Below are 16,958 nucleotides of genomic sequence, written 5' to 3'. Positions count from 1 at the left end.
GAGGGGGGTGTTAAAAAAGTCTCACGCGCCGCGCATATTTCCCCATGCAAGCACATGAAGCTGCGGCAAAACACAGGCTGATTGCCAACGATCACTGGCAACTTTTTCCGCCAACCAGCGCAGACGATCCAGTACACCGGGGATATCGGCAGGCGCATTGCTATCGACCATATGATTTCCGGCTTGCAGATAAAGCGGTAATTGCGGATAACGGTTTTGCACCTTTTGGGCAAAGGCATAATCGGCATCGTCAAAGATCACAACCTTCATGCTTGCCTGCTTATATGGCTCGACAAGATCGACACAGGCGTCCAGAACATCCCAATCGGTTTTTACCCCGGCTGATGGACCTTTCGGGCTGAGCGTCAATTGATCCAGTTTTTTAAACCAGTCTCGCGCCAGACTGCCCTGAGTTTCCAACGCAAATTGATATCCCTTGGAATGGCCCAGATCGATCAGGTCTTCCAACGGTTGCATGGCCGGATTGCCACCGGACAAGGTCACATGCATCGGCGTTTGATCGCTCAAACGTTCAATTTCCGCCATGACCTCTTCGGTTGTCATTCTCTGCCATTGATCACTATGTTTGGGATCAACCGCATACATGGTATCACACCAACTGCACCGATAATCACATCCACCTGTGCGTACAAACAGGGTCGGGCGTCCCATCATGGCCCCTTCGCCCTGAATGGTCGGGCCGAAAATTTCACAGATATTCAGCTTTTTGCTCATGGTCGGTACTCCGCCCATGTTTTTGGTGTTTCACTGATGCGTACGGCGACAACTTCCGACCAGCGCGCATGCGACCAGTCATAAAGGTGTTTCGCCATCAATTCTGCGGTCGTGTTATTTTCCCCCAGAACATCGTTCAAATGGCGATGATCCAGTTCGTCATCAATATAATTCTTCAAATCGGAAAGTTCACGATAATCGCGCACAAACCCCACACTGTTTAATGTGTCCGATTGCAAAACAACTTCGCAAATATAATTATGCCCATGCAGACGCGAACAGGGATGATCCGCTGCCAAACCATGTAATTGGTGGGAGGCGGAAAAATGGAATTGTTTGGAAATGGTAAACATGATTTTTACGCCTTGTTTGCCTGATAGTCTGCACGTGCCTTGATCCAAAAATCGGGATCGGCGTATTCGGTTGGGTCTTCGACACCCGCAAGATGGAAGGCTTCGCGCCGTTCCACGCAGGTACCGCACCGCCCGCAATGTACCTCGCCCCCTTTATAACAGGACCATGTATCTTCATAAGGTACATTCAGTTTAACGCCCTCGCTGACAATCGCCTCCTTTGGAATATGCACGAACGGGGCATAAAGCTGCACGTTGGCATACCCATCCAGGGCTTGTGCCTGCATGGCATTGAAACTGTCGATAAAACCGGGGCGGCAATCGGGATAGATAAAATGATCCCCGCCATGAACGGCTGTTGCAACACAATCACAATTTTGTGCCGCCGCAGCGCCAAAGGCAATCGTCAACATAATGGCATTCCGGTTGGGAACAACGGTACTGCGCATGGTTTCTTCGGCATAATGACCGTCAGGGACAGCCACATCATCGGTTAAGGCAGACCCTGTTAACAAGGCCCCGATGGTGGTGATATCGACGATATCGTGGGCAACACCCAGTTTTTGCGCACACAAGGCGGCATAGGCGGTTTCTTTCTTATGGCGTTGACCATAATCGAAAGAGATCAGACGTTTCAGGTCACTTTCTGCTGCCATTTTATAGGCAAGCGTGACGGAATCGAGACCGCCTGAACAAATCACAATTGATTTCATTTCAGTTATCCTTGTTTTCTCCGGGTAGGCTGCGACCGGGATGAGCACCATTGCTCACGCGAAATGAGGGCGTTTTATTTCATACTCCACACGGGATTTCAAGGAAGGATATGGATAACGTATTTTACGAAATATCTGTTGAATTGCCCTTCAAAGCAGATAGATTCATAAGAGATTGTTTTCGCGCACAAATATTCGAGGTCGGACCATGTCGCAATTTGCTTACCATATCCGCCCCGGCGGTGATCACCAGCCGATCAAGCTTGAGAACCTGACAAGCGCGCCTCTACAGGATGGATTCCTTTGGGTCAATCTGGACCCGCAAGATGAAGCCTGTCCCTATCTTCTCAAGAAACTCGTTGAAATTGACAGTGCGACATCCGAGGCCCTGTTCAACAACAGCTTACGCCCGCGACTGGAACTCAACGAAGACGACATTTATCTTTCTGTGCGCGGTGTCAATTTGCGCGAAACAGATTGCCCCGAAGATATGGTGAATTTACGCATTCTCGTCACCCCGCACGCCCTTTTGACCTTTCACACCCGCGATTTGGTATCGGTGGCGACTTTAAAAAGCCAAATTGATAAAAAACAAACCTTTTCAAGCCAAAGCAGCCTTCTCGCCCGCCTGATTTCCCTGATGATTGAATTAATCGGTAATGAAATCGAAGATATCGCGGATCTTGTCACAAAAATGGAAGAACAATCCCTCAGTGATAACCTGGATGGATTACAGGATGATTTATCTCCGGTTCGGCGCAGTTTACTGGGGTTTCAAAAACATCTGCAACCTCAGGCCAATATCCTGCATCGCCTGTGCGAGGCGGACAGCAAGTGGGTAAAAAAACGCGAACGCACCCTACTTAAAAACATGGCCGAAAAGCTCAGTACCCAAGTCGGTGAACTGGACCATTTGCGCCAACGCACCACCGTCTTACAAGAAGAGATTAAAAGCGCACAAACAGAAAAAATGAACAACACCATGTATCGGTTGACCATTGTCGCGACCCTGATGTTGCCCCTCAGCCTGTTTGCCGGCCTGATGGGAGCCAATGTCGGTGGCATACCGTTTGCCGAAAACCCCTATGGGTTCTTCATTCTATGCCTGATTTCATTGGGGATCGGCCTTGGCGTCTATCTTGGTCTTAAGAAATTGAAGTGGATTTAAAATGTTTGAGCTGATCGAACAATTATCCGGCAACCAAATCATGGCATCCCTCATCTTCATGGCGGCGATGCTGGCGGTGCGTTTTATATCCAACAGTTGGCTGAACAGCCGTTCGAAAATGGAGGTCGAAGATCGACGAAGGATCAAATCCAATATTAAAAATGGCTTGTTCCTTGTTGTCTTGATCGCGCTGATTTTCATCTGGGCCCCGGCCTTGCGCACCTTTGCCTTGTCCTTAACCGCCTTTGCCGTTGCCATTATTTTGGCCACCAAAGAACTGATCCTGTGTATCAGCGGCTATATCCTGAAATCGACCAGCGGCTTAATCCGGGTCGGTGACTGGATCGAAATCGGCGATTTACGCGGGGAAGTCGTCGATCAAAACATTATGACCACATCCTTGGAAGAATTAGGCCACGGTCATAAAAAATATGAATATAGTGGACGTACCGTTTTGGTACCCAACAGCTTGTTTTTATCCACGACCGTCAAGAATGAACGGTTCAACAAGCGTTATACCTATCATAACTTCAACATTGTTCTGCATCCTGAAATCCCCCTCGGCCCGATCCGGGATAAATTATTGGGCATCCTGACAGAGGAAACAGAACAATATGCTGAAGTTGCCAAACGATACAAAGCCCTGATTGAAAAGCGTGCCGATATTCCGCTTTCCGATGCCTTTATCGACAGCCGTATCAGTTTTTTGGACGACACCCACGTCCGATTAACGTTTATCTGTTTTGTCCCGGTGGCCGAAGCAAGCCGCATTGAAAATAAAATAAAAACAATGGCCAGTGCCGAAATTGCCGACTGGTATGCCCGAAAGGCAGGTTAAACGATGCATATGGACCCCGCCCTTCCCCTCTTTTTAACGATCCTGCTTTTTCTGCTGGGGATATCGTTGGTTGGGGTCTTGAGTAAACAACCTGTGATTATTGCCTATCTCATCACAGGCATTACCATCGGTCCCGCAGGGTTTGCCTTAATCAGCGACCCGGACATGCTGGCGCGTATGGGGGCCGTGGGTGTTGTTCTTTTGCTTTTTTTCATCGGGATGGAAGTTTCCCCGACCAAAATTAAATCCAACCTCTGGCTGGCAGGTTTGGGAACGTTTGTTCAAATCTCCCTCACCGTTTTAATAATTGTCGGGATCGGCAAACTGTTCGGTTGGCCCTTAAACCGCAGCATCCTGCTGGGCTTTGTTGTGGCCCTCAGCAGTACGGCTGTCATCCTGAAATTGTTGGAAGATTGGGGCGAGTTGCAATCCAAAACCGGGCAGGATGTTCTGGCGATTTTGCTGGCACAGGATATCGCCGTTGTCCCGATGGTTCTGATTATCGGATACCTTGCCGGAACAAGCGAGGGCGGCAACAGTCATTTGTTGCTGCAAGGAACCGGGGCAATTTTACTGGTCTGTTTTGCCATCTATATTGTAACGCGCAAGAAAATCAACCTGCCCTTTGGGGATTTAATCCGGCGCAATCACGAACTTCAGGTGCTTAGTGCCCTGTTCATCTGTTTTGGATTAGCCCTTATTTCCGGCTTATTCGACCTGTCCACGGCCTTGGGTGCCTTCGTGGGCGGCATGTTGATCCATGCCACACGCGATACAAACTGGGTGGAACGCAGCCTGATGGGGTTCAAGGTGATTTTTATCGCCCTCTTTTTCGTATCCATCGGTTTGCTGGTTGATCTCACCTTCTTTCTGGACAACGCCGGAACGGTCTTGGGTTTGGCTTTCCTCGCCCTTTTGCTCAATACCGTCTTAAACACCTTGATCCTGAAATTATTCAAACGCAGTTGGGAAGAAAGCCTTTATGGCGGAGCGTTGCTGGCACAAATCGGGGAATTCAGTTTCGTTTTAGGAGAGCTTGGCTTTAAAAGTGGCGTGATTACGTCTTATGGTCATCAACTGATTACGTTGATCATCGCCTGTACCCTGCTGGTCAGCCCGGGCTGGATTATTTTATGTAAAAAGTTCTGCACAAAACACCTGACGCCCCTGGATGAACGTCAGGCTTTAATCGAACGTGAACGTCAATACGCCGCCCAAAATGCAGAAGAGGGAGAAAATCTTCCCCCTCCTCCTGTCTCAACTAACGAGACAAAATATTGAAATGATCTGCGTTCAGGGCTGACAATTCAATCTCTTCACTGGCAACGGGATGACGCAGATCGTAGACACCGTTCATCAAACGTTTGCGCATCTTCGTTCCATCGGAATGTTCCGGGATCATCACCAAAACATCACTGCATTCGTCATACCCGTTTTGTCTTAAAAGATGTGTCATCGCATCATTGTCAAACTGCACCTCTGCCCCAATTTGTGTGGCACCCGATTGCAGGGCTTCGATCTCCGCCCAATTCAACAGGCTTTCCCCGATCCCCTGCATACGCAGTCGTGGATGAACACACAAGGCATTGATGGTTGCCGTTTTCATATTGGGCGTAAAGACCGTCAATACATAACCAATCGGTTGGTCGTTCAGCTTCGCCACAATACAATGGGCAATCTGAGACAGGAAATATCGTTTCAATAACTTGCGGTAGGCTTTTTTCTTGCCAAAGCACAAGTCTTCCAGCAACAGTAAATCTGCCAAATCATCAGTTGTTGCATTTTGATACTGGATATGAACGATCTTGTTCATTTCTTTCTTTCCTTATAGAACATATTTAGTGACGGCATCTTGATCGGAACGAATGGATATCTGCTGCGTTTCCGTTTTAGGCAAACCTGCCGGATCATCAGACAGACCACCGATATTCAAGGCCTGTTTCAGGGTGACATTTTCCGCTTCCAGCCGGTCCAGACGCTTCAAGATATCAAAGACGCTAAAGGACAGGCTGTTGAATTCATGTGACAGATGCGCCAATTGGCTTTGCAGCACACGGACTTCGCTGTTTTGGGTTTCTGTGCGACGAAAACAAACCAAAGTCGCCGCCAGACTTTGTACATTGAACCGACCGGTCCCAATGGCACCGCGTTCTTGCAACAGGGGATGAATTTCTTCATCCGCCCAAACGTTGCGAAGGGCAATCGGCAACATACTGAAAATTTCGGTATCGCTGAGACCAACACACAAGCGCGTCCACATAGACAAATCAGCGTAACTTTGCCCTGCTTTGAATTTAGGATTGCTGCGAATGCAATCGCTAAGGGCTTGTGTAAATTTATTCGTTTTCACAATCGATGACATTTCGACACCTGTTGATTTGTGGGCGTGAACGGCGAATTTTTACGCCGTTCACTCTTCACAAAGGTTGCCGTAAACCGATATTAGTTTTCGACAACCAGTTTGCCTTCACTGATAATCACAGTGGAAGCTTCGTTGACTGAAATCGGCTCTTGCTCAGAACCGGATAATTGGACGCTGCATGCATCACAAAAACCTTGCAGTTCTGATTTTGCCTCGACCGGCACTTCCATATCACCATCAACAATGATGGTGTAGGACATGTCGTCTTCGTTGATTAAATCTGCTGCATGTGCATGAACAGCCCCAAAGATCATTGCAACGCCAAGGGCCAGAACAGATAAACCAGTCTTCATTTTTTTCTCCATTTAACAAGCCCACCAACTGGGCTGTAATCTCATATAGGGCCTGAATTACACATTTGAAAAGAGAATAATATTTATGCTTAAATTCAATTTTTTCGAATTTATAAAAGCTTTATAAACTTCGCTGCAAACGCCATGCATCTGCCCCGTCCCCATAATAAACGGGCAGATCTTCGATCTTGAGGAACCCGAATTTTTGGTAAAGCGCAACTGTGTCCGGGTCGTTTTTGCGCACTTCCAAACGCAAACGCCGATAGCCTTTTTGCGCCACATCAAGCACGACTTTTTCAATCAAGGCGCTGGCCAGACCTTTGCCACGATGGGATGGCAGCACCGCCAGCGAATGAAGCCGGGCCGGTCGATCATTGGGCGGACAAAGACACAAGGCATAGCCCACGACCTGTTCATCCACACAAGCAACGAAGACGGTATTTCTTATCCCGCGTAAATGATAGCGTAACTGGCGGCGCGACAAACGGTCGCTCAAAAAACAGCTTTCTTCAATAGCCTGCAAGGCATCCAGATCGGACAACCAGGCGCGTCGAAATATCGCTTCCATGACCTTAGCGCCCCCGTGTTTCCAGACGGCGCAAGAATTCCGCCATAATTTGCATATATAGTTCGTCCCCTAGATAGGCATCTTCGATCTTATGATCGATATTGGGATTATCGTTCACTTCCATCACGTAAGCCTTGCCATCGGCATACTTCAAATCCACACCGTACAAGCCATCCCCAACCACTTTGGCCGCCTTCAGGGCGGCATCCAATACAGGTTTGGGCACCTCGAAAGTCGGCAAGGTTTCAAAATCCCCGGAAAAATAACGCCGCGATTCGTGATTATAAATTTGCCAATGATTGCGCGCCATATAGTATCGACAGGCAAAGATCGCCCGGCCATTCAAGACACCGATGCGCCAGTCATATTCCGTAAACAGAAATTCCTGCGCCAGCACCAACGCGTTATCCTGAAACAACAATGTCAGCTTTTCACGCAATTGTTCCCGGTTCGTAACCTTGAATACCCCCAACGAAAAAGAGCCTTCCGGCATTTTTAAAATCAACGGATAGGATAATTGGCGTTCAATATCCATCAGTGTTTCGTCACTTTGATCACTGACGACCAGCGTCTTAAGACTCGGCACACCGTTATAATTAAAGGCATCGTGTAAGAACACCTTATTACAACAGCGCAGGATAGAGGCGGAATCGTCCATAACGATCAGGCCTGCAGCCTCTGCCTTATTGACCAAACGATAGGTATGATGATCGATCGCCGTTGCTTCGCGCACGAACAAGGCATCATACTGGTCAATATTTTGCAATTCACAGACCTGCAACGTCTGGGCGTTAATCCCCAGTTTTGCCGCCGCCTTTACAAAACGGGTAATCGCCTGTCTGTTGCTGGGTGGCACCTTTTCTTCCGGGTCGATCAAAATCGCCATGTCCCAACGCAAACGTTTGCCTTTCGCCCCACCGCGCCATACGGTTTGGGTAAAGGCATGCAAGGCCTGTAGAAAATCATCACGTTGATAAGGGCTCAGCACGGATGGTGATTCACGTTTTAAAGTAAAACCCAATTTGCCTTGTTCACGATACAGCGTCACCTTTAAGACCGGGGCCGGAAATTGTTGAAACAGCTTTCCCGCCAAACGCTCAATCCGTTTATCTGCACAGACACCGAAAAAAATAAAATGGTCCTGACGTTCCTTTAAGCTTTCCAGATCAGATACATCATTTTCCGCCAACCAATAGCTCTCGGCTTCCGCATGACGGTTGCGCAATGCATTTATTGTTTTCACACTTGGTAAAACACGATGGCAACGGGCCTCCGCCAACAAAGAACAGTAATATCCTTTGCTGAGATAATTTTCCGTATCACACAGGTTGATAATACGTGTTTTAGGCTCGTTTAATTTCGGATAATCATGCAGATATTTCTCAAAACTAATCAGGGTTGCTGCGGTTTCGAAAGGCCAATCCGCGCTGTCTTCCACAACAATCAATGTTTGCTGCATGAATACGGTTCTCTCATATAAACGAAGATGATCTTCAATTTTCAAAACAAAAAAGGAGGCAAGATGTTGCTTTATGCCTCTTCCACACTTTTGAAAAGCGAATAATATTTGAGTTTAAATTTGAAAAAATCGAATTTAATGGAGGGTTTTATTCTTCTTCCAGACTCGCGACATGATGCAAGCCTTCCAAGGCTTTTTCAAAACGGGTGCTATCATCATTTTCCATAAAGACGGAATAAACGGCACGTGCAAAAACCGGGGCTTTTTCGATCAGTTCCAGACGACCGTCTTCTAAAAAGGGGCGCACCATACGCATGGGCAGGTAGGCAGACCCCCCATTGGTCAGCAAATATTGTAAGGCCAACGGGCCATAATTGGTTGTCACCGGTGCCATATCACGTGCGGGAAATTCGCAGGCATGATCCATTTTATATTCCGGTCCCCAATCAACAAAAATATAATCCTTGTCACTGGGGCCAAAGGCGCGTGTGCTGTCGGAAACCAGCACGAGGCGTTCTTCCATTAATTTTTCAACAACCAAGCCACTGCGATTTTGCGGGGTATAAGTAATGACCAGATCCAACAAGCCATTGACCAATTGCTGCATCAACCATTCTGAAGAACCGACATCGGCCAAAATCGCATAATCCGGCACCGCTTTTTTAATCCACGGCAACCATTTCACCATTAGGCGTTCCCACAAGGTAAACTGAACGCCGACACTTAAGCGCGCTTCAAAGGCGGTTGGCAAGGCAACTTCTTGCCGGGCCTGTTCCCAGGTTTGAACGATTTTTTCCGCAAACGGGCGAAATTGTGCGCCCGCCGGGGTCAATGTCGTGCCGGATTTTGTGCGAATAAACAGGGTTTGTCCCAACAAATCTTCCAACTGTTTAATACGTGTGCTGATCGTTGATTGCGTGACATACAACTGATCGGCAGCTTTGGCAAAATTGCCCAGTTCGATAATTGCCAGAAATGTTTTCGCTAAGGTAATATCCATCCGACGCCCGCGCTCCTACGCTCAGCCCCGTTCGTCAGGCCGCATCCGTTTTGACAGCAGGCAAGACATCCTGTTTTGGTTTTGCGGCGGCTTCCATTTGTGTGATTTTTTGCTGAAGACGTGCGATTTCCTGCTCGGCATATTCCGTGTCTTTTTTGCGGCTGATGGCAATGACGCGCCATTTGGCAACCGACAGCCACGTCAATAACGCCCCAAAGAAAAATCCAAAGGCCAGTGTGCCGAGACTTAGTAAGTAAAGGGGAATATCCTGAGAAAAAGGCAGCGGCCAAAAATCAACTGCAATCGATCCCCGATTGGACACCGCAAAAATAACCACAACTAGTGCAAAGGGTATAAAAAGCAGCCAGGACAGGATTTTCATCACACGTAACTTTCAAAAAACACGAACGCACGCCAACTCCAAGCAAAGACGTCAACGTATTCGCCTGTCATACACTGAGGTACATACGCAAGGAAAGTGAAATCAGCCGTTCAGGCGTTCTCTCAATTTCTTTCCGGTCTTGAAGTATGGGACGGCCTTTTCGCCAACATCCACAGACTCACCGGTGCGTGGGTTACGACCAACGCGTGAGCCACGTGTTTTGACGGAAAATGCGCCGAAACCGCGTAATTCTACCCGGTCACCACTTGCCAACGCAGACGTAATTTCATCGAAAATGGTCGAAACAATTCGTTCCACGTCACGCTGGAAAAGGTGGGGGTTTGCTTCTGCCAAACGCGCAATCAGTTCCGATTTGGTCATTGGCACCTGCTCCTTATTTAAAATCGACCCGACGGTGGGCCTCCAATAGGCTTATTGCTTTTATTAAGGGTGCCAGACGGAAACCAAACCGTCAAGTCTAAGTCCTTCTGGAATCAACGTTTTATCAAAAAAACTTCCGAAAATTCGACTTTGTGTCTCCTGCCAAAAACTTTCTTCACCATATAAAGCGTCAAAAATCTCCAGATCTTTCGCCAGTTTCTTCTGTTCAACCAACCAGCGAATTGCCGTTGCCTCATTGCCAATGTCATCAATCAGACCGACTGTCTTTGCCTGTCGTCCCGTAAAGATACGCCCATCGGCCAAGGTCTTGGCTTTATCAATCGCCAGCCCACGGCGTTCAACCACCATAGCCAAAAACATCTGGTACATATCCATGATCACATTCTGCGTGACCTTTTCGGCTTCGGGTGTTAAATCTTCCATCGGATTCGGCGTGGCCTTCAAGGGCGAACTTTTGATCACAACCGGTTTCACGCCGATCTTATCCATCAGTTCTTTCACATTTGCCGATTGCATCAAAACACCGATGGAACCGGTTAACGTCCCTTCGCGCGCCACGATATGATCACTTGCCAACGCCGTCATATAAGCGGCAGAGGCCGCAACCTCCCCCATCACGGCGACCACGGGTTTCTTTGCGGCCAACGCCCGCAGGTTTTTATAAAGGGCCTCGCCGCCGACAACCGTTCCACCGGGGCTGTTGATGCGTACAATAACCGCCTTTACCTGATCATCACGGGCAAGTTCCGCAATCAGATCATCGCGTTCCACATCGTCACTGATGATGCCTTCCACCCAAAGACGTGCAATATGATCACCATGTGATAACATATCAAAACGTGCCGCCAAGGCTAAAACCACACCACAAAGCGCAAGAATGCCGATCCCCTGCCAAATCCGTAAACGGCGTTTCAGGCGTATCCGGTCCAGCAACCAATCCGAAGAAAATGTCATCAATACCCGCTTTCTCATTCACTCAGGCGTAAACGATCAGAATGTTTTCCATATTTGTGTACTGCCCATCGGCAACAACAACTTTGCGCCGCATATATAAAAGCAAAAACCCCTTCCCGTCAAAGCAGGAAGGGGTTTTTTTGTCTTCTTCAAAAGAAAGAGCTGAGCTTTCCCTTAATGTAAAACAATGTTTACATCAGGTTGGCAATTAGCCTTCTTTCTTTTGTTCCAGAGCGGCACCAAGAATGTCACCCAAAGACGCACCAGAGTCGGAAGAGCCGTATTCAGCCATCGCTTTCTTCTCTTCTTCAACTTCCAGAGCTTTCACAGACAGAGTAACCTTGCGGTTTTTCTTGTCGAACTGTGTCACTTTGGCGTCAACTTTGTCACCGGCATTGAAACGATCGGTGCGTTGATCACCACGATCACGGGCCAGATCACCACGACGGATGTAACCTGTCAGGCCGCCGTCGATTTCGACTTCCAGACCGTTTTCTTCAACACCAACAACTGTACAAGTAACCACTTGGTTTTTCTTGATGTCGCCAGCAGCAGATTCAAACGGATCTTCAGAAAGCTGCTTGATGCCGAGGGAGATACGCTCTTTCTCAACATCAACGTCGAGAACTTTCGCTTTCACAACATCGCCTTTGTTGAAGGAAGCCAGCGCTTCTTCCGGTGTGCCTTCCCATGCCAGATCAGACATGTGAACCATACCGTCAATCTCGCCATTCAAACCAATGAACAGACCGAATTCAGTGATGTTTTTGATTTCGCCTTCAACTTCAGACCCAGCCGGGTTTTCAGCCAGGAACGCATCCCACGGGTTGGACAGGCACTGTTTCAGACCCAAGGAGATACGGCGTTTGACCGGATCCACATCCAGAACCATAACTTCGACTTCTTGAGACGTAGAAACGATTTTGCCCGGGTGAACGTTCTTTTTCGTCCAAGACATTTCAGAAACGTGAACCAGACCTTCAACGCCCGGCTCCAGCTCAACGAATGCACCGTAGTCAGTGATATTGGTAACACGACCGGAGAATTTGCCGTCGATCGGGTATTTCGCGTCCACACCTTCCCACGGATCAGCTTCGAGCTGTTTCATGCCCAAAGAGATACGCTGCGTATCGGAGTTGAAGCGAATAACCTGTACTTTAACAGTTTCACCAATTTGCAGCGCCTCAGACGGGTGCGCAATACGGCGCCAAGCAATGTCGGTAACGTGCAGCAAGCCATCGATACCACCCAAATCGATAAACGCACCGTAATCGGTGATGTTCTTGACAACACCGTCGAGAACCTGACCTTCTTCCAGACCTTTAATGAGGTCGCCGCGCGCTTCCGCACGGGCTTCTTCCAGAACGGCACGACGCGAAACAACGATGTTGCCGCGCTGACGGTCCATTTTCAGGATTTGGAACGGTTGAGCATTGCCCATCAACGGTGTCACATCGCGAACCGGACGGATGTCAACTTGCGAACCCGGCAAGAAGGCAACAGCGCCGTTAAGGTCAACTGTGAAGCCGCCTTTAACGCGACCGAAAATAACGCCGTTAACGCGTTCTTGTGCTTCGAACTGCTTCTCAAGTTTCTTCCATGCTTCTTCACGTTTCGCTTTTTCACGAGACAGAACAACTGTACCGTCTTTGTTTTCATAGCGTTCCACAAAAACGTCAACATTGTCGCCAGAGGACAATTTTTGTGCTTCTTCGCCATAACCAAATTCTTTAAGCGGGATGCGGCCTTCGGATTTCAATCCGACATCGACCATAGCGAAATCGTTTTCTACACGGATGATCGTACCGGTAACGACTTGGCCTTCAAACAGGGCTTCTTCACCGAATGCTTCGTTAAAGAGGTCTTCAAAATTTTCTACAACAGGTGCTGCTTCAGTCATAATATCAATAGTCCTAATAATGTTGTTACATGCCAAACGGTTGATTCCGTTGGTCTGTCACCAGCCATTGCGTCGAAGACGGGTTGGTCGGGCTGCGCGGTGACTGACAGACGACCATCTTCATGGAAAGTGCAAAAAAGCCTCCACCGTCTCCTGTCTTTGGAAACGCTGCAAGCCTGTTTACAGACGTATATTTTAAGTTCGTTCAGAAATGATCGATTTGGCCTGCGCAATAACTTCTTCAATATCCAGATCGGATGTATCCAAAATTACAGCGTCGTCAGCTGCCTTTAACGGTGCGGCAGCTCGTTGGCTATCGCGCGCGTCACGGTCTTTCATATCCTTTAAAACCTGCGCGTATATAGCGTCAAGACCACGATCTTGCAACTCTTTTAGTCGTCTTTGTGCGCGGACCTCGGTTGAGGCGGTGACAAACAGCTTCACATCCGCATGGGGACAAACCACCGTCCCAATATCGCGACCATCCAAAACAGCCCCGTTTTTGCCCGCCGGCGGTTCTGCGGCAAAACGTCGCTGAAAAGCCAAAAGCTCATCTCTAACCGACTGAATTACCGCCACTTTTGAGGCAGCCTGCGCCGCTTCATCATGGCGTAATGCGTCATTTTCAAGGTCTGTCGGCTGCAAATTTTGCGCGGCTGCCAAAGCCAGGTTTTCATCACTCGGATCGCCCTGTTCTTGTAACACCGAAAAACCCGTTGCCCGATATAACAACCCGGTATCCAGATAGGCCAAATTCAAATCCTGTGCGACTCGACGCGCCAACGTGCCTTTACCCGCTGCGGCAGGACCATCAATGGCAACAACAATTGTCATAGTCTATTCTCTCTAAACTCTTTTCAGAAGGGATTTGCGCATGGCTTTTACTCCCATTCGAGACCATTTCCCAAATCCTGGATTTTCATAACGCAACTTACTGGCAAAAAGGTCTGGATGAATATAATTCTTGATCTCTTCAGGCTCTACGCTCTCAAACGATTGGAAGGAATCCATTTTTTCTTCTGAGACATAAAGAAAAGCATTTTGTTTATACCACCAAGCTACATTCTCTACATTCCAGAACCGTGAACGAATGATATCAAAACACTTATATCCATTACGCTTGAATTCAGCTGCCCAATAGCTTGGCCATTGTTCATTGATATGTCCAGCTCCTCCTTGACCTGGAATCGCCGCAGCAAAAAAAACAATCGGTGCAGCCTTACAAAGCTCGTCAACAAACAATGATGCTTTTCCCTCCGGCAAATGTTCCGCAACCTCCAAGCTCATTGACAGATCAAAATGATCTATAACATCGATTGGATTTGACATATCCGTTCGCAAGATCTCTTTAGCCTCAATTGCTAATAGTTCGTCAGGTACAAAAGGTCCGTCAATCCCTTGAATACGCTCAACCCCCTGCTCTTTGAATGTCTTGAGCCACCAAGCTGTTCCACAACCAAAATCGATCACGGACTTTGGTTCAATCAACGTCATCAAATATGGAACTATGGTTTCGCTCGACGGTAAAGCTGTATTTTCTAAATCACCATAAAATGCTTTATCATAATGTGTCATATTACGCCCCTTTCTTTTGAACTTTTGCCCCTAGGCCATTCATCAAGTCATTAAAACCGGGAAAGCTCGTATCAATCGGGGAGGCATCATCAATCCGAACGGGTTGAACTGAAGCCATTCCAAAAACAATAAAAGACATGGCAATGCGGTGATCCAAACGGGATTGGATTTCCCCGCCGCCTTGTGCCGGGGACCCATTGCCATTGACCACCAGATAATCGTCACCTTCTTCTAAATCGACCCCGCAAGCTGCCAGACTTTCCGCAACCACGGCCAAACGGTCACTTTCCTTGACGCGCAATTCTTCCAGACCGTTCATACGCGTTGTTCCCTTGGCAAAGGAAGCAGCAACCGCCAGAACCGGATATTCATCAATCATGCTGGGCGCGCGGCTCGCCGGGACATCCACACCTTGTAACTGGGAATATTCCACCACCAGATCGGCGACTTCTTCCCCCGCTTCAATCCGGCGGTTTTCTTCGCTGATCTTTGCGCCCATTTCTTTTAATGTCGTAAACAGGCCGGTGCGCAGCGGATTCATACCCACGGCTTCCACCGTAATTTTTGAACCGGGTACAAGTAAAGCCGCCACAACAGGGAACGCAGCCGAACTTGGATCCGTTGGCACAACCACATCACGGGCCACCAGTTCCGGCTGCCCTGTCAAGGTAATCACACGTGCGCCATTGTCTTGATGTACAACCTCAACCTCGGCGCCAAAATGAGTCAACATTTTCTCGGTATGGTCCCGGCTGGGATTGGGTTCAATCACCGTGGTTTTTCCCGGTGCATTTAACCCGGCCAACAACACTGCGGATTTCACCTGAGCAGACGCCACCGGTAATTCATATCGGATCGGCATGGGATTACTTGTCCCCTGAATCGCGATTGGCATGCGCCCTTTATCGCGTGAGACAAAATTCACACCAATTGGACGTAAGGGTTTCATCACCCGTTCCATCGGACGTGAACACAAGGACGCATCGCCCGTCATAAAGGTCGTAAACGGTTGCGTTGCCAAAATGCCCATTAATAAACGCGCAGCTGTCCCGGAATTTCCCATATCCAAAACACCGGTCGGTTCGCTAAACCCGCCGACACCACGCCCTTGTACCGTCCAGGTTCCATCCTCTTCGCGTTCCACCTTTGCGCCCAACGCGCGCATGGCAGAGGCCGTACATAAAACGTCTTCGCCTTCCAGCAAGCCACTGACCCGCGTTTCACCGACCGCCATTGCCCCAAACATCAGGGCACGATGGGAAATGGATTTATCGCCGGGGACACGAATGGTCCCGTTCAAAGGGGAACTTTGGTTCGAAATGACAGATTTCACGACGTTTTAAGCCTCCGATAGCAGAATTCCCCGGCACTTTCTTACAGTGGCCCAATGAAGTCAATCAAAGATCCATGTAAAAAAATGCAATTTGGCATCACTCTGAACAAGACATTTTGATTTTTTCATTATACAGTTTTTTAGAAACACCATGATAAATGGGGTGGTCAATTTCTCTTATTCGGTGGTTTCGCAGTCTTTAACACCATATAAACTGCGGATCTCCGGCCTTTGTTGAGCGTTGCGAAGGGAGGGTAACATATGAAACCTGAATGGGGCTCTAAACACGAATGCCCGGGATGCGGCGCGCATTTTTACGATATGCGCAAACCGGATGCAGCTTGCCCAAAATGCAGCACCCCGATTAATGACAAAGCTGCTTTAATGGCAAAAAAAGGCGCGGTCGAAAAAGCCCCGCCCCCGAAAATCAAGCGCAATGATCCCGACGATCTTGACGATTTCGACGATGTTGATGACGACGACGATCTCGCTATAGGCGACGATGACGACGACTTCATCGAAGACACCGATGATCTGGTCGGAAACGATGAGTCTGATATGTCGGAAATCATGGAACATATTGACGAGGATACGATAGACGAAAACATCTAGAAAAATATTTTGCACATCCATGCATTTTTATCTTGCATGACGCAAAAAAATAGCTAATTTTGCGCTACCTACTTACGGGGCTATAGCTCAGCTGGGAGAGCGCTACAATGGCATTGTAGAGGTCAGCGGTTCGATCCCGCTTAGCTCCACCATTACAGACGGACATTCATACGGTGACGTGGAATGTCCGTTTTGTTTTTACCCTTATATTCTACCGATTACAGACCCTTACAATGACGGTGCATGGGCGA

Annotated in this window: 20 protein-coding genes and 1 tRNA gene; 5 read left to right on the top strand and 16 right to left on the bottom strand. The window is 48.3% G+C overall.

Annotated elements, in window-relative coordinates:
* Positions 1-21: 21 nt before the first annotated feature.
* Genes queE through queC form a run of 3 tightly spaced genes read right to left on the bottom strand, consistent with a single transcriptional unit; the run spans position 22 to position 1,801 of the window.
* Positions 22-735: a 7-carboxy-7-deazaguanine synthase QueE gene (gene queE / locus IEW74_RS06890; RefSeq protein ID WP_229734264.1), complete on the bottom strand. Its 714-nt coding sequence runs from the start codon at positions 733-735 to the stop codon at positions 22-24.
* Positions 732-1,088: a 6-pyruvoyl trahydropterin synthase family protein gene (locus IEW74_RS06885; RefSeq protein WP_188663105.1), complete on the bottom strand. Its 357-nt coding sequence runs from the start codon at positions 1,086-1,088 to the stop codon at positions 732-734. The genes queE and IEW74_RS06885 overlap by 4 nt, the downstream gene beginning before the upstream one ends.
* A gap of 5 nt (positions 1,089-1,093) precedes the next feature.
* Positions 1,094-1,801 carry a 7-cyano-7-deazaguanine synthase QueC gene (gene queC / locus IEW74_RS06880; RefSeq protein ID WP_188663103.1) on the bottom strand — a complete coding sequence of 236 codons (708 nt, stop codon included), beginning with the start codon at positions 1,799-1,801 and terminating at the stop codon, positions 1,094-1,096.
* 208 nt (positions 1,802-2,009) lie between these two features.
* Here queC and IEW74_RS06875 point away from each other — a divergent pair, with 208 nt between their 5' ends.
* From IEW74_RS06875 to IEW74_RS06865, 3 genes are read left to right on the top strand one after another with little or no spacing between them, the layout of a single operon-like run.
* Positions 2,010-2,969 (top strand): CorA family divalent cation transporter, encoded by a 960-nt coding sequence (locus tag IEW74_RS06875; RefSeq protein ID WP_188663094.1) that lies wholly within the window; start codon positions 2,010-2,012, stop codon positions 2,967-2,969.
* 1 nt (position 2,970) lies between these two features.
* Entirely contained in the window at positions 2,971-3,807 is an 837-nt protein-coding gene (locus tag IEW74_RS06870) for a mechanosensitive ion channel family protein (RefSeq protein ID WP_188663092.1), read from the top strand.
* 3 nt (positions 3,808-3,810) lie between these two features.
* Complete coding sequence (locus IEW74_RS06865; protein WP_188663090.1) at positions 3,811-5,088, top strand: cation:proton antiporter domain-containing protein; 1,278 nt, start codon at positions 3,811-3,813, stop codon at positions 5,086-5,088.
* On the opposite strand, the gene IEW74_RS06860 is transcribed toward IEW74_RS06865, so the two are convergent.
* From IEW74_RS06860 to aroA, 13 genes are all read right to left on the bottom strand, one after another.
* Positions 5,069-5,620 (bottom strand): GNAT family N-acetyltransferase, encoded by a 552-nt coding sequence (locus IEW74_RS06860; protein WP_188663089.1) that lies wholly within the window; start codon positions 5,618-5,620, stop codon positions 5,069-5,071. The genes IEW74_RS06865 and IEW74_RS06860 overlap by 20 nt on opposite strands.
* Before the next feature lie 12 nt (positions 5,621-5,632).
* A complete protein-coding gene (locus IEW74_RS06855) occupies positions 5,633-6,169 on the bottom strand; it encodes a hypothetical protein (RefSeq protein ID WP_188663087.1) in 537 nt (178 codons plus the stop codon).
* An 80-nt stretch (positions 6,170-6,249) separates the two neighbouring features.
* A complete protein-coding gene (locus IEW74_RS06850; protein WP_188663086.1) occupies positions 6,250-6,522 on the bottom strand; it encodes a hypothetical protein in 273 nt (90 codons plus the stop codon).
* 121 nt (positions 6,523-6,643) lie between these two features.
* Complete coding sequence (locus tag IEW74_RS06845) at positions 6,644-7,090, bottom strand: GNAT family N-acetyltransferase (RefSeq protein ID WP_188663084.1); 447 nt, start codon at positions 7,088-7,090, stop codon at positions 6,644-6,646.
* 4 nt (positions 7,091-7,094) lie between these two features.
* On the bottom strand, positions 7,095-8,549 hold the full coding sequence (locus IEW74_RS06840) for a RimK family ATP-grasp domain-containing protein (protein ID WP_188663082.1): 1,455 nt from the start codon (positions 8,547-8,549) through the stop codon (positions 7,095-7,097).
* Between the two features lie 148 nt (positions 8,550-8,697).
* A complete protein-coding gene (locus IEW74_RS06835; protein WP_188663080.1) occupies positions 8,698-9,549 on the bottom strand; it encodes a LysR family transcriptional regulator in 852 nt (283 codons plus the stop codon).
* A 34-nt stretch (positions 9,550-9,583) separates the two neighbouring features.
* Positions 9,584-9,931, bottom strand: a complete 348-nt coding sequence (locus IEW74_RS06830) for a lipopolysaccharide assembly protein LapA domain-containing protein (RefSeq protein WP_188663079.1) — start codon at positions 9,929-9,931, stop codon at positions 9,584-9,586.
* 102 nt (positions 9,932-10,033) lie between these two features.
* Positions 10,034-10,312 (bottom strand): integration host factor subunit beta, encoded by a 279-nt coding sequence (ihfB, locus tag IEW74_RS06825; RefSeq protein WP_188663077.1) that lies wholly within the window; start codon positions 10,310-10,312, stop codon positions 10,034-10,036.
* A 63-nt stretch (positions 10,313-10,375) separates the two neighbouring features.
* Positions 10,376-11,287 (bottom strand): signal peptide peptidase SppA, encoded by a 912-nt coding sequence (gene sppA, locus IEW74_RS06820; protein WP_188663075.1) that lies wholly within the window; start codon positions 11,285-11,287, stop codon positions 10,376-10,378.
* Positions 11,288-11,495: 208 nt separating this feature from the next.
* Complete coding sequence (gene rpsA, locus IEW74_RS06815) at positions 11,496-13,187, bottom strand: 30S ribosomal protein S1 (RefSeq protein WP_188663073.1); 1,692 nt, start codon at positions 13,185-13,187, stop codon at positions 11,496-11,498.
* A 195-nt stretch (positions 13,188-13,382) separates the two neighbouring features.
* A complete protein-coding gene (gene cmk / locus IEW74_RS06810; RefSeq protein ID WP_188663071.1) occupies positions 13,383-14,021 on the bottom strand; it encodes a (d)CMP kinase in 639 nt (212 codons plus the stop codon).
* Between the two features lie 12 nt (positions 14,022-14,033).
* A complete protein-coding gene (locus IEW74_RS06805) occupies positions 14,034-14,762 on the bottom strand; it encodes a methyltransferase domain-containing protein (protein ID WP_188663069.1) in 729 nt (242 codons plus the stop codon).
* 1 nt (position 14,763) lies between these two features.
* The gene (gene aroA / locus IEW74_RS06800) at positions 14,764-16,095 is read right to left on the bottom strand and encodes a 3-phosphoshikimate 1-carboxyvinyltransferase (protein WP_188663067.1); all 1,332 of its coding nucleotides are present in this window, start codon (positions 16,093-16,095) and stop codon (positions 14,764-14,766) included.
* Positions 16,096-16,356: 261 nt separating this feature from the next.
* Between aroA and IEW74_RS06795 the strand changes: the two genes are divergently transcribed.
* Together IEW74_RS06795 and IEW74_RS06790 are read left to right on the top strand one after the other, a co-directional pair.
* Entirely contained in the window at positions 16,357-16,707 is a 351-nt protein-coding gene (locus tag IEW74_RS06795) for an FYDLN acid domain-containing protein (RefSeq protein ID WP_188663065.1), read from the top strand.
* Positions 16,708-16,783: 76 nt separating this feature from the next.
* Positions 16,784-16,859 (top strand) — tRNA-Ala (locus IEW74_RS06790).
* The last annotated feature ends 99 nt before the right edge of the window (positions 16,860-16,958 follow it).

Origin of the sequence: Terasakiella brassicae (assembly GCF_014641495.1) — a bacterium.
Lineage (GTDB): Bacteria > Pseudomonadota > Alphaproteobacteria > Rhodospirillales > Terasakiellaceae > Terasakiella > Terasakiella brassicae.
This window is presented reverse-complemented; position numbering and strand designations above follow the sequence as displayed.